This is a genomic window from Ramlibacter sp. AN1133 (assembly GCF_037890035.1).
Classification (GTDB): Bacteria; Pseudomonadota; Gammaproteobacteria; order Burkholderiales; family Burkholderiaceae_C; genus Ramlibacter.
The window spans coordinates 351,280-370,164 of record NZ_JBBKTQ010000001.1 but is presented as its reverse complement, the minus strand read 5'-3'; the positions used below and the strand labels follow the sequence as shown (position 1 = coordinate 370,164).

Below are 18,885 nucleotides of genomic sequence, written 5' to 3'. Positions count from 1 at the left end.
CGGAGTTGTCGCACCCCGCGCGCGCGGGCGGGTCGGGACTTACCCGAGGGCCGGGCCGCTCAGGCCGGGGCGGCCATGGAGGCCAGGCCGCCGGCCTTGGAGAGCATGAAGACCGCGCGGCGGCTGTCGGCCGGGGCGCTGGCCAGCAGCATCTCGAGGCGGCCGAGCAGCTGCGCCGGATCCGTGCCGTCCATCGGGATCAGCGCCTGCGCGACGCGCACGTGCGCCGACCATTCGAGCGGATGGCCCTTGAAGGGCATGAGGCAGCGCGCCACGATGCGCGGTCCCGCTTCGGCCACTTCGTCGGCGTGCAGCGGGCCTTCGAGCAGCACGCCGAAGCGGTGCTCCGACAGGCGCGCCACCGTGTCGATCTCGCGCGCCACCGACAGCAGGCGGCCCGCCACGCGCAGCGTGAGTTCGCGCGCCGATTCGGAATCGAACTGGCGCTTGATCTGGTCGATGTTGGACAGGTCCACCAGCAGCATGGCGCTGCGGAACTTCAGCCGCTGCGAGCGCGCGATCAGGCGCACCAGCCGCTCGTGGAACACCGCGGCGTTGATCAGGCCGGTGGACGGGTCGATGCGGTCCAGCCCCTGGATGCGGCGCACGTGCTCGCGGCGGTGCTGGCTGCGCAGCACCATCACCAGCAGCAGGATCGGCAGTTCGGCGGCGATGGCCACCTGCATGCCGTGCGTGGTCCAGAAGCCGATCGGGATCAGGCCGGCGGCGCGCGCCAGCGGGAAGAGGGCGCCGATCGCCACCGGCGCGGAGCCCACCAGCAGCCAGGGTGCGTAGCGGTCGCCGCGCAGCGCGCTCCACACCACCACGCCGAGGCCGGCGATGGTCTCGGCCAGGAAGTAGATGACGATCAGGCGCAGCCGCTCCATCACGTCGGGCGTGATCATGAGGTAGATCGACAACGGCAGCGACACCAGCCCCGCCGTGACCAGCAGGCGATAGAGCAGCCGCGAGCGTTCGCGCAGCGAAACGAGTTCGGCCAGGAACAGCTGCAGCGAGGCGATGGCGAACAGCGGCAGCACCTGCGGCGCCATGTTGTTCCACCAGGGCCACTCGCCCCAGACGTGCAGGCCCGCCAGGCCGGTGATGGTGGCCTGCGTCAATGCCATCAGCACCGCCGAGACGGCATAGAGCGAGTAGATGTGGTCCTTCAGCGTGACGGCGCCGGCCACCGAGAGCATCACCGCCAGCACGACGAGGCCGAAGTAGATGCCCAGCGCGAGCGAGATGCCCTGCTCGGTGCGCATGATGTAGTTGTCGCTGACGAACTGCATCGGCGCGCCGAAGATCGTGCCGTTCTGCACGCGCACGTAGTGCACGCGCGGCGTCTGCGGCGACACCGCGACCGGCATGATGGGGTGGCGGTGCGGCAGCGGCCAGGTGGAGATCGGCACGTTGTCGCCCGCCGTACGCACCCCCCACTCGCCGGCGGCGTTCTGCACGAACAGGCTGACCCGGTCGACGCCGGGATAGGGGATCTCGAGGTACCAGCGCTCGGTGTTGGGTGTCGGCGGCACGGTGAAGCGGACCCACAGCGCCTCGCCCTTGTCGAGGCGGTAGATGTTCATGTCGTTGGTGGGGTGCCAGCGGATGCGCGCGTCGTTGGCGACGTCCTCGATGCTCATCCTGCCGCCTTCGTCCAGCCAGGCTTCGCCGGAATCCCGGAGCATGACCGGCTGCCGTGCCGGATCGAACGCGAGCATGGAGCGAGCAGCGGCCGGACCGGCGACGCCCAGCGTCACCAGCCACAGCAGCGCCACCACCACCCGGCAACCCCGGGCGAACCATGCCATCGGCGCTTCTCCTTCGTTGAATTCCTGTTGCACATTCTTACGCTTTCCCGGCCGGTCGACAATAGGGGGATGAAAGTGATTCGGTTGCGGGAAGGTCGCGAGCGCTCGCTGTCGCGCCGCCATCCATGGATCTTCGATTCCGCCATTGCCCGGGGCGGGGCCGACCCGGGGGAGACGGTACGGGTGGAGGGGCATGACGGAGCCTTCCTGGCCTGGGCGGCGTTCAGCCCCGCCTCGAAGATCCGCGCCCGGGCCTGGAGCTTCGAGGAGGGGGAGCGGATCGATCCGGCCTTCTTCCGCCAGCGGCTAGGGCAGGCGCTTAGCCTGAGGCAACGGCTTAAGGTCCCCAGCGAAGGCGTGCGCCTGGTGCACGGCGAATCGGACGGGCTGCCCGGTTTCGTGGTGGACCGCTACGGGGACACCCTGGTCGCGCAGTTTCTTTCAGCCGGAGCGGAAAAGTGGAAGAAAGTTCTCGCTGACGCCCTCCTGGACGTGACGGGAATGCAACGCCTGTACGAGCGCTCCGATGCCAACTCCCGCGGCCTGGAGGGTCTTCCGGAGGTCACGGGCTGGTTGCGGGGTGACGGTCCCACCGAACTGGCGATCGCCGAACACGATTGGAAATTCGGCCTGGACATCGCGGGGGGCCACAAGACCGGCTTCTACCTGGACCAGCGCGAGAACCGCGCGCGCTTCGCCGACTGGGTGCGGCGCCTGGGCGCGCAGCGGGTGCTCAATTGCTACTGCTACACCGGCGGCTTCACGGTGGCGGCGCTCGCGGGCGGGGCCGGCGAGCTCACGTCGATCGATTCCTCGGGGCCGGCGTTGCAGCGGGCGCGCGCGAACGTCGTGCGCAACGGATTCGACGCCGCGCAGTGCGAGTTCCTGGATGCGGACGTCAACGCGAGCCTGCGGCGCTTCGGCGAGGCCGGCCGGCAGTTCGACGCGATCGTGCTGGATCCGCCCAAGCTGGCGCCGACCGTGGCGCATGCCGAGCGCGCCGCGCGGGCGTACAAGGACATCAACCGGCTGGGCCTGAAGCTGCTGGCGCCGGGCGGCGTGCTGTTCACGTTCTCGTGCTCCGGCGGCATCTCCGCGGACCTGTTCCACAAGATCGTCGCTTCGGCCGGCACCGACGCCGGCGTCGACGGCTACATCGCCGACCGCCTGGGCGCCGCCCCGGACCATCCGATGACGCTGGCGTTCCCGGAGGGGGAATACTTGAAGGGGCTGGTGGTGATCCGCAAGTAGAACAGGAACAGCCGGACTTCCGGACGCAGAGGACGCAAAGGGTACGCAGAGGACGCAAAAGAACAGCCCTTCGAAAAAGGTCCTTTTTGCGTCCTCTGCGTACCCTTCGCGTCCTCTGCGTCCGGTTGTTCTTGCGGCGCTAAACTGACCCACGATACCCAACACAAGACAACCCATGAGCCTCATCCCTGCCACCATCCTCACCGGCTTCCTCGGCTCCGGCAAGACGACGCTGCTCAAGCGCGTGCTGAGCGAGGCGCACGGCCAGAAGATCGCCGTGATCGAGAACGAGTTCGGCGAGGAGAACATCGACAACGACATCCTCGTGAACGACACGCAGGAACAGATCGTCCAGATGAGCAACGGCTGCATCTGCTGCACCATCCGCGAGGACCTGCGCGCCGCGCTGCAACTGCTCGCCGCCAAGAAGCGCAAGGGCCTGCTCGATTTCGACCGCGTCGTCATCGAGACCACCGGCCTGGCCGACCCCGGCCCCGTGGCCCAGACCTTCTTCATGGACGACGAGATCGCCGAGAGCTACCTGCTCGACTCCATCCTCACCCTGGTGGACGCCAAGCACGCGGACAAGCAGCTGGACGACCGCCAGGAAGCGCGCCGGCAGGTGGGCTTCGCCGACCAGATCTTCATCAGCAAGACCGACCTGGTGGGCCAGGACGAAGTCGACGCCCTCACGCATCGCCTGAAGCACATGAACCCGCGCGCGCCGCAGCGCGCGGTGCACTTCGGCGACGTGCCGATCAAGGACGTGTTCGACCTGCGCGGCTTCAACCTGAATGCCAAGCTGGACATCGACCCCGACTTCCTCAAGGAGGAGGACGAGCACGACCACGCGCACCACGACCACGACCACGAACACGGCGAGCACTGCGACCACCCGCACCATCACGCGCACGACGACGACGTCAAGAGCTTCGTGTTCCGCTCCGACCGCGCCTTCGATCCGATGAAGCTGGAGGACTTCCTGGGCGCCGTGGTCAACATCTACGGCCCGCGCATGCTGCGCTACAAGGGCGTCCTGCACATGAAGGGCACCGAGCGCAAGGTGATCTTCCAGGGCGTGCACCAGCTCATGGGAAGCGACCTGGGCCCCCAGTGGGCCGAGGGCGAGGCGCGCCAGTCGAAGATGGTCTTCATCGGCATCGACCTGCCCCGGGACATCTTTTTGCAGGGTCTCGAGCAGTGCCTTGTCTGACGCGGCGCGTCGGCATGGTCTGAAGGGCGCGCCCCGGGTCCCGGGGCTACGCTGGCGCCCTTCATGCACCAGCATCCGGCGCCCGTGTTTGTCTCAGTTCCGCAACTGACCAGGTCCATCCCATCAGGGGTGGCGCGGCCGCGCCATGACGAAAAGGAGGTTCACGGTCGTGCAGAGCCGAACAATCAGGGTATAAATCGCGGTCATGACGGCGTTGCACCCAGAAGAAAAGGCTCGTTGGCGGAAATTTGTCCGCTGCCTGCCTGCGCCGACGCGAGGAGACGGGAAGTGAAGGCTCAGCCCAAGGCCGCTGCGAAGACCACGAAGAAAACTGCGGCGAAATCCCAGCCCGCGTCCAGGTCCGCCCCCAAGGCGACGGCCAAGGCCGCCAAGCCAGCCGGCAAGACGACGCCGGCCAAGACCCATGCCAAGGTGGCCGTGAAGGCCGTCCCGAAGGCCCCCGCCAAGGCCACCAAGCCGGTCGCCAAGGCCCCGGCGAAGACGCCTGCCAAGGCCGCTCCGGCCAAGGCTGCGAAGAGCACGGTGAAGGCCGCGCCCAAGACCGCCAGGACGGCGGCGGGCAAGGTCGTCGGCGCGGTGGCGAAGGCCGTCGTGAGCGGCGCCAAGGCGGTGGTCGCCGCCGCCAAGAAAATCCCTGCCAAGGCGAGCCCGGCCCCCGCGAAGGCCGTGAGCGCCAAGGCATCCCACCCACCCGCGGCCCCCGCCGCAGCGCATCCGGCACCCGTGCCCGCGCCTGCCCCGAAGCCGGCGCCTGCCGCGCCGCGGGCAGCGCAGCCACCGGCCGTCGCCACGCCTGCCGCACCGGGCGCCGCCAAGGCAAGCTATATCCCCATGGCCACCCAATCCGTATTGACGCCCCCGCCCATGGTCGCCATCAAGAAAGACCCGAAATTGGCGAACAACTGGAAGACCAAGTCCGCAGAAGAGCTCACGGATGAAGAAGTGCTCGCCATGCCGGACACCGAATACATGAACGACAAGCAGATGGCGTTCTTCCGCCTGAAGCTGTTGCAACTCAAACAGGACATCCTCAATAGCGCCGGCGAGACCACCGAGCACCTGCGCGAGGACACCGTCATCGTCCCCGATCCGGCCGACCGCGCCACGATCGAGGAGGAGCACGCACTGGAGCTGCGCACCCGCGACCGCGAACGCAAGCTGCTCAAGAAGATCGAGCAGTCGATCGCGCGCATCGACGCCGGCGACTACGGCTATTGCGACGAGACCGGCGAGCCGATCGGCGTGGGCCGCCTGCTGGCCCGTCCGACCGCGACCCTGTCGCTCGAAGCACAGCAGCGCCGGGAACTGAAGCAGAAAATGTTCGGCGATTGAAGATCGCCGCAACGTAGCAGTACCCGCACCTGTCCATGGCACAGAAAGACGAATCCGCGCCCGGTGGTTTGCTGTCGAGGGTGGTGCGGTTCGTCAAGAGTCCGGGCACGGGCTGGGGCGAGAACAGTACCGAGGCCGAAGCCGACCGCGAGAGCTCGTACTCCAAGCAGATGCTCAAGGAGATGATCGAGCGCAAGCGGCGCAACGACTTCGTGCGCAAGCGCGAGTTCGACATGCTGCGCAAGATGCGCCGCAGCGAGGTGCTCGCGGGCCAGGATCCCGGGCTGCGCCCCTCCTTCTTCCAGAGCTCGATGCCGTCCAAGCCGGACGACCGCGCCACCACGCTCAAGAAGATCGACGAGATCGAGGCGCAGATGTCCATGCAGTGGTGGAAGACCAAGCATGGAGGCCAGTCGCAGCAGCCCGCCAACAGCGGCTTCGCCGTCTCCTCGCACATGCCGCCGGAGGTGGTGCAGCAGCAGCCCGGGCCGGCCGCCACGTCCTACTCGCGCACGGCGCCGCAGGAGCTGGCGAACGGGGCCACCGCCTCGGCCGCGGCCGCGCAGCCGATGCTGCAATCGGTGCTGCCGCAGACGCCCGCGCAGCGCGCCGCCGGCGCCGGCGCTGCCGCCGGCCTGCCGCCGCAGCAGCCCGGCGCGCCCGCGCGGCCCGCAGCCGGCGCCGCTGCCGGCGCCCCCGCATCCGGCACGCCCGGCAAGGACGTCCCCGGCGGCGCGCCGAGCCTGCCCAGCGTGTTCTCGCACTCGAAGCAGTACGCGATCCAGGTCGAGGAATTCGCGCACGACCCGGAGCTGGAGGAAGCCTCCATCCGCTTCGCCAACGGCGACGACGACGGCGCGGAGGCCGGCCTGCTCGAAGTGCTCGGCCCGCAGGGCTCGCGCGTGAACCACGACGAAACGTGGCTCACGCTGTTCGACCTCTATCGCGCCACCGGCAAGCAGGACCGCTTCGAGTCCGCCGCCATCGAGTTCGCCGGCCGCTTCGGCCGCTCCGCGCCGCAGTGGTTCTCGCTGCCGGAGATCGTGGGGCGCATGGCCAGCCCGACCTCCGCCGTGCCCCTGGGCCCCGGCCAGTCGATCGCCGACTGGACGTCGCCGGCCGTCTTCGGCACGCAGACGCTCGCCGCGCTGAATGCCGCGATGGCGAAGGCCTCGCAGCCGTACAAGCTGAACTGGACGAAGCTGAATTCGATCGTCGATTCGGCCATCGAGCCGCTGACCAAGCTGTTCACCCAGTGGGCCAGGCAGACCCTGCAGCTGCGCTTCATCGGCGCCGACTCGCTGGAGAAGGTGCTGAAGGACAACACGCCCTCCGGCGACCGCGCGGTGAATCCGGCCTGGTGGAAGCTGCGCATGGAAGTCCTGCGCGTGATGCACCGGCCCGATGAATTCGAGCTGGTCGCGCTCGATTACTGCGTGACGTACGAGGTGTCGCCGCCGTCGTGGGACAGCGCGCGCTGCGAATACAAGTCCATGCAGCCGGATGGCAGCCTCACTACGCGCAACACGATCGTGGGCGAAGCCTTCCGCGACTCGGTCATGTCCAGCGTCATGACCTACGGCGACTCGCAGCTCGCCGCCGTGAGCTCGCAGCTGTCCAGCGTGGCGACCGTGGAGCTTTCCGGCCAGATCCTGGGCGACGGCAAGGAAGCGCTGGAACTGCTCGATGCCAAGCTCGGCGACGCCGACGTGATGATCATCTCGTGCGCGCGCCTGATGCGCATCGACTTCACCGCCGCCGGCACCCTGCTGAACTGGGTGACGGCGCGCGTCTCCGAAGGCCGGCAGGTGCAGTTCGTGGACGTGCACCGCCTGGTCGCCGCCTTCTTCAACGTGATCGGCATCAGCGAGCACGCGCGCATCGGGCTGCGGCTGGACTGAGCCCCAGGGGCTGGGGGCTGGGGGCTGGGGAAACAGCGACTCGGCCCCAAATGAAGCTGTGGCGGCTGTTACGCTCGCCCTTGCTCCTTCATCCCTGACCCCTAGTCCCTAGTCCCTAGTCCCTAGCCCCTAGACCCTTCCCATGGAACAGTTTCACGGCACGACCATCGTCAGCGTGCGGCGCAAGAGCGCCGATGGCCGCTGGCAGGTGGCCATCGGCGGCGACGGCCAGGTCACCCTCGGCAACATCGTCGTCAAGGGCTCGGCCCGCAAGGTGCGCAAGCTCTACCACGACAAGGTGCTCGCCGGCTTTGCCGGTGCCACGGCCGACGCGTTCACCCTCTTCGAGCGCTTCGAGGGCAAGCTGGAGAAGCACCAGGGCCACCTGGTGCGCGCGGCCATCGAGCTCACCAAGGACTGGCGCACCGACCGCGTGCTGCGCCGGCTCGAGGCGATGCTCGCCGTCGCCGACCGCGAGTCCTCGCTGATCATCACCGGCAACGGCGACGTGCTCGAGCCCGAGCACGGCATCGTCTCGATCGGCTCGGGGGGCGGCTACGCGCAGGCCGCGGCCCGCGCGCTGCTGGAGAACTCCGAGCTGGCCGCGCGCGACATCGTCAAGAAGTCGCTCGAGATCGCGGGCGAGCTGTGCATCTACACGAACATGCATCACACCATCGAGGTGCTCGAATGAGAGCCGCACGGCCGCCAAAAGGCGCGAAGGCCCCCCCGGGGGGCAGCGCAGTACACGAAGTGACCAGCGTGGGGGCGCGGAAATGAGCGCCATGACCCCCCAGGAGATCGTCTCCGAGCTCGATCGCCACATCGTCGGCCAGAAGGACGCCAAGCGCGCGGTGGCCATTGCCCTGCGCAATCGCTGGCGCCGCCAGCAGGTCGACGAGAAGCTGCGCCAGGAGATCACGCCCAAGAACATCCTGATGATCGGCCCCACCGGTGTCGGCAAGACGGAGATCGCGCGCCGCCTGGCCAAGCTCGCCGACGCGCCCTTCATCAAGGTGGAGGCGACCAAGTTCACCGAGGTCGGCTACGTCGGCAAGGATGTCGACTCGATCGTGCGCGACCTCGCGGAGATCGCCGTCAAGCAGACCCGCGGCGCGGAAATGCGCAAGGTGCGCACCCGCGCCGAGGACGCCGCCGAGGATCGCATCCTCAACGCGCTGATCCCCGCGCCGCGCGGCGACGAACCCGGCGAGAACCCGACGCGCCAGGCCTTCCGCAAGAAGCTGCGCCAGGGCGAACTCGACGACAAGGAGATCGAGATCGACGTCGCCGAGGCCAGGCCGAACCTGGAGATCATGGGCCCGCCCGGCATGGAGGACATGACCGAGCAGCTGCGCGGACTGTTCACGCAGTTCGGCGGCGTGCGGCGCAAGTCGCGCAAGCTCAGGATCGGGGAGGCGATGAAGCTGCTGGTCGACGAGGAAGCCGCCGGCATGGTCAACGAGGACGAGATCAGGGCCGCGGCGATCCACAACGCGGAGCAGAACGGCATCGTCTTCATCGACGAGATCGACAAGGTGGCTTCGCGCAGCGAGATGCAGGGCGCCGACGTGTCGCGCCAGGGCGTGCAGCGCGACCTGCTGCCGCTGGTGGAAGGCACCACGGTCTCCACCAAGTACGGCCCGATCCGCACCGACCACATCCTGTTCATCGCCAGCGGCGCCTTCCACCTGTCCAAGCCGAGCGACCTGATCCCCGAGCTGCAGGGGCGCTTCCCGATCCGGGTCGAACTCGGCTCCCTGTCGGTGCAGGATTTCGAGGCGATCCTCACCTCCACGCATGCGTCCCTGGTCAAGCAGTACCAGGCGCTGCTGGCCACCGAGAACGTGCAGCTGACCTTCGCGGCCGACGGCATCACGCGGCTGGCGCAGATCGCCTACGACGTCAACGAACGGACCGAGAACATCGGCGCCCGGCGCCTCTCGACCGTGATGGAACGCCTGCTCGACGAGGTGAGCTTCGAGGCCACCCGGCTGGAAGGCCAGGCGGTGACGATCGATGCCGGCTACGTCGACGCGCGCCTGAGTGAACTCAGCAAGAACGAGGACCTTTCGCGCTACATCCTCTGATCTGGCTCAAGCATCACATTCACAGCATCACGTAAGTGCTTGCTTTAGAACGGATTTCGGCGGCCTCGGGCCGCCGAAGTCGCTTCTAAGTGCTTGATTTCATTGCCAATTCTTACCGCCGCGCCCTTGCGCCTCTGCGTTTTCCTGATACAGTGCAAAAAAGTGCAATGAAGTGGGGGACAGTGGGATTTCCCGTCGCCCGTCGTTCCCGCGCAGGCGGGGATCCAGGGCTTACCGGTGCAGTGAGGGCAGACAAAGGTGTTCCAGGGCGCGTCGTCGCTGAATCTCGATGCCAAGGGCCGGCTGTCCATGCCGACCCGGCACCGTGACGTCCTGGCCGCCTCCGCCGCCAACCAGCTCACCATCACGCGGCATCCCCACGGCTGCCTCATGATCTTCCCGCGGCCCGAATGGGAAAAATTTCGTGACCGCCTCGCGCAGCTCCCCATGGACGCGCAGTGGTGGAAGAGAATCTTCCTGGGCAACGCACAGGACGTGGAGCTGGATTCGACCGGCCGCGTGCTGGTCGCGCCCGAATTGCGTGCCGCCACCGGCATCGAGAAGGAAACGATGCTGCTTGGAATGGGCGCGCACTTCGAACTGTGGGACAAGGCGACCTACGAGGCCAAGGAGGCCGAGGCCATGCGAGGCGGAATGCCCGAAGCCTTCAAGGACTTCTCTTTCTGAAGGCAGGTGGTGGAAAGCAGATGGCAACACACCACCGTCTTGTTGAACGAAGCAGTCGACGCCCTCGTCACCAAGCCGGATGGAACCTACATCGACGCGACCTTCGGCCGCGGCGGCCACTCGCGCCTGATCCTGTCGAGGCTGGAGCCGCAGGGGCGGCTGGTCGCCTTCGACAAGGACCCGGAGGCCGTGGCGGTGGCGAACGCCATCGACGACCAGCGCTTCGAGATCCGGCACGAGGGCTTCGCGGCGCTGCGCGAGCTGCAGGCGAACAGCGTGGCCGGGGTGCTGATGGACCTGGGCGTGAGCTCGCCGCAGATCGACAACCCCGAGCGCGGCTTCTCGTTTCGCGCCGACGGCCCGCTGGACATGCGCATGGACCCCACGCGCGGCACCAGCGCCGCGGACTGGCTCGCCACCGCCCCAGTGGAACAGATGGCGGAGGTGATCCGTGAATACGGCGAAGAACGGTTTGCTCTCCCGGTCGCAAAGGCGATTGCAGCTCGCCGACAGGAAAGGGGGCCTCTTGCCAGCACCTCCGAGCTGGCCCAGCTCGTGGCTGGTGCGGTCAAAACCCGCGAGCCGGGCCAGGACCCTGCAACGCGCACATTTCAGGCTCTTCGGATTTTCGTCAACGCCGAGCTTGAAGAGCTGCAAGCGGCGCTAGAAGCGAGCCTCGACGTGCTGCAACCCTCGGGCCGGCTGGTGGTGATCAGCTTCCATTCGCTGGAAGACCGGATCGTCAAGCAGTTCATCGCCAAGCATTCGCGCGAGGCGTTCGACCGCCGCGCGCCCTTCGCCGCGCCCAAGCCGACCAAGCTGCGCGCGATCGAGCGCGTCAAGCCCACGCCGGCGGAAGTCGGGGCCAACCCGCGCGCCCGCAGCGCGATCATGCGCGTGGCGGAGAGGACGCAGGCATGAGCACCGCAGGACCGCTCCAAGGTGCGAACGCCCCCTCGGGGGGCAGCGCAGTACACGAAGTGACAAGCGTGGGGGCACCATGATGCTGCGCCTGAACCTGACGCTGCTGGTGTCCGTGATCGCGAGCGCGCTGTACCTCGTGAACGTGCAGTACGAGTCGCGCCGGCTCTACAACGAGATCGAGCGGGCGCAGAACGAGGCGCGCAAGCTGGAGATCGAGAACGAGCGGCTGCAGGTGGAAAAGCGCGCGCAGGCCACCTCCGCCCGGGTCGAGAAGGTCGCGCGCGAGCAGCTGCGCATGCGGCCGGCCACGCCCGCGATCACGCAGTACGTCACGCTCAAGGGCGCGGCGAAGGAGGCGGCCCCGTGAGCGGACGCGTCGTCGCCTATTCCTCCAGCCCGCTGCTGGCCAGCCGCACGCCGGTGTGGCGCAGCAAGTTCATCGTCGCGGGCATCGCGCTGGGCTTCTTCGGCCTGGCCGGGCGTGCCGCGTGGGTGCAGGTGTTCGGCAACGAGTTCTACCGCAAGCAGGGCGAAGTGCGCTTCGCCCGCACGCTGGAACTGCCGGCCAACCGCGGCCGCATCTTCGACCGCAACGGCCTGCTGCTCGCCACGAGCGTGCCGGTGCCGAGCATCTGGGCGATCCCGGAAGACGTGGAGCGCGACAAGGCCAAGCTGGTGCAGCTCGCCAAGCTGCTGCAGATGCCGCTGCCCGAGCTCATGGCCAAGCTGGAGGAAGACCGCAACTTCGTCTGGGTCAAGCGCCAGGTCGACGAGGCCACGGCGCGCCGGATCGCGGCGCTCGACATCAAGGGCATCTACCAGCGCAAGGAATACCGCCGCCAGTATCCCGAGGGCGAGGCGGCGGCGCACATCGTGGGCTTCACCAACGTCGAGGACCACGGCCAGGAGGGCGTGGAGCTGGCGTTCAACAAGGACCTGGCGGGCCGGACCGGCTCGCGCCGCGTGATCAAGGACCGCCTGGGCCGCATCGTGGAGGACGTGGGCGAGCAGGTGCCGCCGGTGGCCGGCCGCGACCTGCAGCTGTCGATCGACAGCAAGGTGCAGTTCTTCGCCTACCAGCAGCTGCGCGACGCCGTGGTGGCCAACAAGGCCAAGGCCGGCAGCGTCGTGGTGCTGGACGTGCAGACGGGCGAGGTGCTGGCGCTGGCCAACTATCCGAGCTACTCGCCGGCCCATCGCCAGAACCTCACGGGGGCGCAGCTGCGCAACCGCGCGCTCACCGACAGCTTCGAGCCCGGTTCGACGATGAAGCCCTTCGCCATCTCGCTGGCGCTGGAGAAGGGGCTCGTCAAGCCGACGACCGTCATCCAGACGGCGCCGGGCCGCATCACGCTGGGCGGCTCCACCATCACCGACTCGCATGCGCATGGCGACCTGACGGTCACCGAGGTGATCCAGAAATCCAGCAACGTCGGCACCGTGCGCATGGCCATGCAGCTGCAGCCGCGCGAGATGTGGGAGCTGTACACGCAGGTGGGCTTCGGCCAGCGCCCGCAGGTGCCCTTCCCGGGCACCGTCAGCGGCAAGCTGCGGGCGTGGAAGACCTGGCGGCCCATCGAGCAGGCCACCATGAGCTACGGCTACGGCGTGGCGACCAGCCTGTTCCAGCTCGCGCGCGCCTACACGGTGTTCGCGCGCGACGGCGAGCTGGTCCCCGTGACGCTGCTCAAGACCGAGGCGCCGGCGGCGGGCATCCGCGTGCTGCAGCCGCAGGTCGCACAGGAAATGCGCCAGATGCTGCACCTCGTCACCATGAGCGGCGGCACCGCGCCCAAGGCGCAGACCATGGGTTACTCGGTGGGCGGCAAGACCGGCACCGCGCACAAGCAGGAAGGACGCGGCTATGCCGAGCACAAGTACCGCGGCGTCTTCGTCGGCATCGCGCCGATCGACAAGCCGCGCATCGTGGTGGCGGTGATGATCGACGAGCCGAGCGCCGGCCGCTACTTCGGCGGCGACGTCGCCGCGCCCGTCTTCAGTTCCACGGTGCAGCAGACGCTGCGCATGCTGGGCGTGCAGCCGGACATGAACGTCAAGCCGCAGATCGTGGTGCAGGCCGTGGAGGAGTCGATCTGATGCGGATCCTGCGCACGCCCCAGGAAGCCGCGCAGTGGCTGCGCGAGCGCGTGGCCGGCGAGGTCCACTGCGACAGTCGCAAGGTCGGCCGCGGCGACGGCTTCATCGCCTGGCCGGGCGCGGCCACCGACGGCCGCAAGTTCGTGCCGGCGGCCCTGCAGCAGGGCGCGACCGCCTGCCTGGTGGAGGCGGCGGGCAGCGAAGCCTTCCGCTTCACGAGCGATGCCGTGGCCGCCTACGAAGGCCTGAAGGCCGCCACCGGACCCATCGGCGCGCTGTTCTACGGCGAGCCGACGCACCAGCTCGACGTGCTGGCCGTGACGGGCACCAACGGCAAGACGTCCACCGCGTGGTGGCTCGCGCAGGCGCTCACCAACGTCGGCATGCCCTGCGGCCTGGTGGGGACGCTGGGCATCGGCCGGCCGCCGCACGTGGAGCACACGGGCCTGACCACGCCCGACCCGGTGCTGATGCAGCGCCACTTCCGCCGCTTCCTGCAGGAGGGCGCCAGGGCCTGCGCGATCGAGGCGTCGTCCATCGGCATCGTGGAGCGGCGCATGGACGGCACGCGCATCCGCGTCGCGGGCTTCACCAACTTCACGCAGGACCACCTGGACTACCACGGCTCGATGGACGCCTACTGGGCGGCCAAGGAGCAGCTGTTCGACTGGCCCGGGCTGCAGGCGGCGGTGGTCAACCTCGATGACATGTACGGCGAGCGGCTCGAGGCCAAGCTGTGGAACGGCCCCGTGAACCTGTGGACCGTCTCCTGCGTGCGCGACGCGCGGGTGCGCGCACTGGACATCGGCTACGGCGACGAAGGCCTGCGCTTCACCATTGCCGAAGCCGGCGACGCGCAGCGCCACGTGCTGCAGACGAAGCTGGTGGGCCAGTACAACGTCTCGAACCTGCTCGGCGTGATCGGCATGATGCGGGCCATCGGCGTGCCGCTGGCGCAGGCGGTGGCCGCGTGCGCGGACCTGCTGCCGGTGCCCGGTCGCATGGAGCGGCTGGTGCAGGCGGGCAAGCCGCTGGTGGCCGTGGACTACGCGCACACCCCGGACGCGCTGGAAAAGGGCCTGCAGGCGCTGCGGCCGCTGGCGCAGCAGCGGGGCGGCAAGCTGTGGTGCGTGTTCGGCTGCGGCGGCGACCGCGACCCGACCAAGCGGCCCTTGATGGCTGCCGTGGCCGAGAAGAACGCGGACCGCGTCGTGGTCACCAGCGACAACCCGCGCAGCGAGAGGCCGGAGGCCATCATCAGCCAGGTCCTGCTGGGGCTGTCGCACCGGGAATGCGTGCAGGTGCAGGCCGATCGCGCGCGTGCCATCGCCGAGAGCATCGCGGCGGCGGATGCCGGCGACGTGATCCTGCTGGCCGGCAAGGGCCACGAGGACTACCAGGAGGTCGCGGGCGTGAAGCACCCGTTCTCGGACCAGGAACATGCGCGCAAGGCGCTGGAGATGCGCAAGTGACCGAACGCCTGTTGAACCTCAAGCAGGCCGCCGACTGGATCGGCGGCCGCCTGGTCGGCGACGGCGCGCTCGAAGTGCAGCGCGTGCACTCCGACACGCGCACGCTGCAGCCCGGCGACCTGTTCGTCGCCTTGAAGGGCGAGCGTTTCGATGCCAACGACTTCCTCGCCGATGCGCGCGCCAAGGGCGCCGTGGCGGCGATCGCGCATCCGGGCAAGCTCCCGGCCGGCATGCCCGGCATCGAGGTGGAAGACAGCAAGCTGGCGCTGGGCGAACTGGCGCACGCCTGGCGCAAGCAGTACAAGCTGCCGCTGATCGCCGTGACCGGCAGCAACGGCAAGACCACGGTCACGCAGATGATCGCGTCGATCCTGCGCGCCTGGCACCCCGAGCACCACCTCGCCACCCAGGGCAACCTGAACAACGAGATCGGCCTGCCGCTCACGCTGCTGCGCCTGCGCCGGGCGCATCGCCTCGGCGTGATCGAGCTGGGCATGAACCACCCGGGCGAGATCGGCTACCTCGCGCGCATCGCCGCACCGACGGTGGCGCTGGTGAACAACGCCCAGCGCGAGCACCAGGAATTCATGGCCACCGTGGAAGCCGTGGCGCAGGAGAACGGCAGCGTGTTCGGCGCGCTGCCGCCCACCGGCGTGGCGGTGTTCCCGGCCGGCGACGAGTTCACGATGCTGTGGACCGGGATGGCGCAGGCGCGGCCCTGCATGACCTTCGGCGACGCGGCGGGCAGCGATGCCGACGTGCGCCTGGCCGCTGCCGACTGGCAGCAGGGCCACTGGCAGGTCCGGGCGCAGACGCCCGCCGGCACGATCGACTTCGCGCTGCACATCGCCGGCCGCCACAACGTGCGCAACGCACTGGCCGCGGCCACCTGCGCGCTGGCCGCCGGCGTGCCGCTGAAGGCCATCGTGCGCGGGCTGGAATCCTTCGAACCGGTCAAGGGGCGCTCGCGCGCGCTGGCCGTCGCGCTCGGCGGCCGCACGCTCACCGTGGTGGACGACAGCTACAACGCCAACCCCGACTCCGTGCGCGCGGCCATCGACGTGCTGGCCGAACTGCCCGGCCCGCGCCTGCTGGTGCTGGGCGACATGGGCGAGGTCGGCAACCAGGGCCCGGCCTTCCACGCCGAGGTCGGCGACTATGCGCGCCAGCGCGGCGTCGAGCAGCTCTTCACCCTGGGCGAGCAGGCGCAGGGCATGAAGGGCCGGCACTTCGCCGACGTGGATGCGCTCAACGCCGCCGTGGTGCAGGCGCTGGCCCAGGCCGAGAGCGTGCTGGTCAAGGGCTCGCGCTTCATGAAGATGGAACGCGTGGTCGAGGCCATCACGGAGCACGCCCGACAGCAAGACCAGGGGGAGGCCCGATGATCGTCAGCCTGGCCGCGTGGATGCAAAGCCACGGGCATGAATTCGGTTTCTTCCGCGTCTTCCAGTACATCACCTTCCGCGCGGTGATGGCGGCCATGACCGCGCTGCTGATCGGCATCATCTTCGGGCCCTGGGTGATCCGCCGCCTGGCCGCCCTGAAGATCGGCCAGCCGATCCGCGAATACGCGATGCAGTCGCACCTGAAGAAGAGCGGCACGCCCACCATGGGCGGCGTGCTGATCCTGATCTCGGTGACGCTGTCGACCCTGCTCTGGTTCGACTGGACCAACCGCTTCGTGTGGATCGTGATGCTGGTCACGCTGGGCTTCGGCGCGATCGGCTGGGTGGACGACTGGCGCAAGGTGGTCAACAAGGACCCCGAAGGCATGCGTTCGCGCGAGAAGTACTTCTGGCAGTCCCTGATCGGCCTCGTCGCTGCGCTGTACCTGGCCTTCAGCGTGTCGGAGACGACCAACGTGCGGGTGCTGGGCCTGTTCTTCGACTGGGTCCGCTCCGGTTTCGACATGAGCCTGCCGCCCAAGGCGGGCCTGTGGGTGCCCTTCTTCAAGGAAGTGACCTATCCGCTGGGCGTGTTCGGCTTCGTGATCATGACCTACTTCGTGATCGTGGGTTCCAGCAACGCGGTGAACCTCACCGACGGCCTCGACGGGCTGGCGATCATGCCGGTGGTGATGGTGGGCTCGGCGCTGGGCGTGTTCGCCTACGTGACCGGCAGCGCCGTCTACTCGAAGTACCTGTTCCTGCCGCACATCCCGGGCTCCGGCGAACTGCTGATCTTCTGCGCCGCGGTGGCCGGGGCGGGCCTGGCTTTCCTCTGGTTCAACGCCCACCCGGCCGAGGTGTTCATGGGCGACGTCGGCGCGCTGGCGCTGGGCGGCGCGCTGGGCACGATCGCCGTGATCGTGCGGCAGGAGATCGTGCTGGCCATCATGGGCGGCATCTTCGTGGTGGAGGCGCTGTCGGTGATGGCGCAGGTGATCTACTTCAAGTACACCAAGCGCAGGTTCGGGGAGGGCCGGCGCATCCTGCTGATGGCGCCGCTGCACCACCACTTCGAGAAAACTGGCTGGAAGGAAACGCAGGTGGTGATCCGCTTCTGGATCATCACGATGCTGCTGTGCCTCGTCGGCCTGTCCACGCTGAAGCTGCGGTGATGGAAACCTTGCGCGACCGCGACGTGCTGGTGCTGGGCTGCGGGGCCTCGGGCCTCGCCATGGCGCGCTGGTGCGCGCAGCACGGCGCGCGCGTGACGGTCGCGGACACGCGCGAGGATCCGCCGCAGCTGCCCACGCTGCGCGAGCAGGTGCCCGATGCGCAATTCCTCGGCGGCGGCTTCACGGCGGAACTGGCGCAGGGCCGGCAGCTCGTGCTGCGCAGCCCGGGGCTCGCGCCCGCCCAGATCGCACCCGTGGTGGAAGCGGCCCGCGCACAGGGCGTTGCCGTGCGCGGCGAGCTGGAGCTGTTCGCCGACGCACTCGCTGCGATGGGCCAGGCCGAGGGCTATCACCCCGCCGTCCTCGCCGTGACCGGCACCAACGGCAAGACGACGGTCACCTCCCTCACCGGCCAGCTCGTGGAGCGCAGCGGCAAGACCGTCGCGGTCGCCGGCAACATCGGCCCGACGCTGCTGGACACGCTGGCGTCCCGGCGCGAGGCGAACGCGCTGCCGCAGGTCTGGGTGCTGGAGCTTTCCAGCTTCCAGCTCGATGGCGTGACCGGCTTCGAGCCTACCGCGGCCACCGTGCTGAACGTGACGCAGGACCACCTGGACTGGCACGGCACGATGGAGGCCTACGCCGGCGCCAAGGCGCGCGTGTTCGGCCAGACCGGCATCATGGTGCTCAATCGCGAGGATCCGCTCGTGATGCAGATGCTGCCGGCGCCGGTGCGCGTCAAGGGCGGCAAGTACGAGCAGCGGCCCTACCTCACCTTCGGCGGCGACCGGCCGTTGCGTCCCGGGGACTACGGCCTGGAGATCGTGCACGGCATGGCGTGGCTGGTGCGCGCGCACGAAGCCGACGAGACCGAGAAGCGGCGCAAGGACGCGGAGGAGGAGCTGTACCTGCAGCGCTTCATGCCGGCCGACGCGCTGCGCATCCGCGGCCGGCACAACGCGATCAACGCGCTGGCGGCGCTGGCGCTGGCCACGGCGGCGGGCTGCCAGCTCGCGCCCATGCTGTACGGCCTGCGCGAGTACCGCGGCGAGCCGCATCGGGTGGAGCCGGTGGGCATCGTCAACGGGGTCGAATACTTCGACGACAGCAAGGGCACCAACGTCGGCGCCACCGTCGCCGCGCTGCACGGCCTGGGTGCCGAGCGCAAGCTGGTGGTGATCCTGGGCGGCGACGGCAAGGGGCAGGACTTCGCGCCGCTGGCCGAGCCGGTCGCGCGCTTCGCCCGCGCCGCGGTGTTGATCGGCCGCGACGGCCCGCAGATCCGCGCGGTGCTCGAACCCGCGGGCGTGGCGCTGGCCGAGGCGGCAACGATGGAAGAGGCCGTGCGCGTCGCCACGCAGCGCGCCCACGCGGGCGACGCCGTGCTGATGTCGCCGGCCTGCGCGAGCTTCGACATGTTCCGCAACTACCCGCACCGCGCCGAGGTGTTCCGCGCCGCGGTGCAGGCCGTCGCCGACGAAGCGGGCGCCATGCTGGACGGAGGCGAGGCGTGAACCTTTCGCTCG

General features: G+C 68.9%; 15 protein-coding genes. 14 read left to right on the top strand and 1 reads right to left on the bottom strand.

Going from position 1 to position 18,885, the window contains the following annotated elements:
• Positions 1-59: 59 nt before the first annotated feature.
• On the bottom strand, positions 60-1,811 hold the full coding sequence (locus WG923_RS01695) for a sensor domain-containing diguanylate cyclase (protein WP_340349174.1): 1,752 nt from the start codon (positions 1,809-1,811) through the stop codon (positions 60-62).
• A gap of 69 nt (positions 1,812-1,880) precedes the next feature.
• Here WG923_RS01695 and WG923_RS01690 point away from each other — a divergent pair, with 69 nt between their 5' ends.
• The 14 genes from WG923_RS01690 to murD all read left to right on the top strand — a co-directional run bounded on the left by WG923_RS01690 (position 1,881) and on the right by murD (position 18,873).
• Positions 1,881-3,062: a class I SAM-dependent rRNA methyltransferase gene (locus WG923_RS01690; RefSeq protein WP_340349173.1), complete on the top strand. Its 1,182-nt coding sequence runs from the start codon at positions 1,881-1,883 to the stop codon at positions 3,060-3,062.
• Between the two features lie 175 nt (positions 3,063-3,237).
• Complete coding sequence (locus tag WG923_RS01685; RefSeq protein WP_340349172.1) at positions 3,238-4,275, top strand: CobW family GTP-binding protein; 1,038 nt, start codon at positions 3,238-3,240, stop codon at positions 4,273-4,275.
• A gap of 63 nt (positions 4,276-4,338) precedes the next feature.
• Positions 4,339-5,628 carry an RNA polymerase-binding protein DksA gene (dksA, locus tag WG923_RS01680; RefSeq protein WP_340349171.1) on the top strand — a complete coding sequence of 430 codons (1,290 nt, stop codon included), beginning with the start codon at positions 4,339-4,341 and terminating at the stop codon, positions 5,626-5,628.
• A 35-nt stretch (positions 5,629-5,663) separates the two neighbouring features.
• The gene (locus WG923_RS01675; RefSeq protein ID WP_340349170.1) at positions 5,664-7,529 is read left to right on the top strand and encodes an STAS domain-containing protein; all 1,866 of its coding nucleotides are present in this window, start codon (positions 5,664-5,666) and stop codon (positions 7,527-7,529) included.
• Between the two features lie 142 nt (positions 7,530-7,671).
• Positions 7,672-8,223, top strand: coding sequence for an ATP-dependent protease subunit HslV (gene hslV / locus WG923_RS01670; RefSeq protein ID WP_340349169.1), 552 nt, complete (start codon positions 7,672-7,674; stop codon positions 8,221-8,223).
• A gap of 82 nt (positions 8,224-8,305) precedes the next feature.
• Positions 8,306-9,619 (top strand): ATP-dependent protease ATPase subunit HslU, encoded by a 1,314-nt coding sequence (gene hslU, locus WG923_RS01665; RefSeq protein WP_340349168.1) that lies wholly within the window; start codon positions 8,306-8,308, stop codon positions 9,617-9,619.
• 258 nt (positions 9,620-9,877) lie between these two features.
• Positions 9,878-10,306, top strand: coding sequence for a division/cell wall cluster transcriptional repressor MraZ (gene mraZ, locus WG923_RS01660; RefSeq protein WP_340349167.1), 429 nt, complete (start codon positions 9,878-9,880; stop codon positions 10,304-10,306).
• Between the two features lie 9 nt (positions 10,307-10,315).
• Positions 10,316-11,227 carry a 16S rRNA (cytosine(1402)-N(4))-methyltransferase RsmH gene (rsmH, locus tag WG923_RS01655; protein ID WP_340349166.1) on the top strand — a complete coding sequence of 304 codons (912 nt, stop codon included), beginning with the start codon at positions 10,316-10,318 and terminating at the stop codon, positions 11,225-11,227.
• An 82-nt stretch (positions 11,228-11,309) separates the two neighbouring features.
• Positions 11,310-11,597 carry a cell division protein FtsL gene (ftsL, locus tag WG923_RS01650; RefSeq protein ID WP_340349334.1) on the top strand — a complete coding sequence of 96 codons (288 nt, stop codon included), beginning with the start codon at positions 11,310-11,312 and terminating at the stop codon, positions 11,595-11,597.
• Positions 11,594-13,327, top strand: coding sequence for a peptidoglycan D,D-transpeptidase FtsI family protein (locus WG923_RS01645; protein ID WP_340349165.1), 1,734 nt, complete (start codon positions 11,594-11,596; stop codon positions 13,325-13,327). The genes ftsL and WG923_RS01645 overlap by 4 nt, the downstream gene beginning before the upstream one ends.
• Positions 13,327-14,799 carry a UDP-N-acetylmuramoyl-L-alanyl-D-glutamate--2,6-diaminopimelate ligase gene (locus tag WG923_RS01640; RefSeq protein WP_340349164.1) on the top strand — a complete coding sequence of 491 codons (1,473 nt, stop codon included), beginning with the start codon at positions 13,327-13,329 and terminating at the stop codon, positions 14,797-14,799. The genes WG923_RS01645 and WG923_RS01640 overlap by 1 nt, the downstream gene beginning before the upstream one ends.
• The gene (locus tag WG923_RS01635) at positions 14,796-16,184 is read left to right on the top strand and encodes a UDP-N-acetylmuramoyl-tripeptide--D-alanyl-D-alanine ligase (RefSeq protein WP_340349163.1); all 1,389 of its coding nucleotides are present in this window, start codon (positions 14,796-14,798) and stop codon (positions 16,182-16,184) included. The genes WG923_RS01640 and WG923_RS01635 overlap by 4 nt, the downstream gene beginning before the upstream one ends.
• Complete coding sequence (gene mraY / locus WG923_RS01630; RefSeq protein WP_340349162.1) at positions 16,181-17,359, top strand: phospho-N-acetylmuramoyl-pentapeptide-transferase; 1,179 nt, start codon at positions 16,181-16,183, stop codon at positions 17,357-17,359. The genes WG923_RS01635 and mraY overlap by 4 nt, the downstream gene beginning before the upstream one ends.
• The gene (gene murD, locus WG923_RS01625; RefSeq protein WP_340349161.1) at positions 17,359-18,873 is read left to right on the top strand and encodes a UDP-N-acetylmuramoyl-L-alanine--D-glutamate ligase; all 1,515 of its coding nucleotides are present in this window, start codon (positions 17,359-17,361) and stop codon (positions 18,871-18,873) included. Before mraY ends, murD begins: the two co-directional genes overlap by 1 nt.
• Positions 18,874-18,885 lie beyond the last annotated feature (12 nt).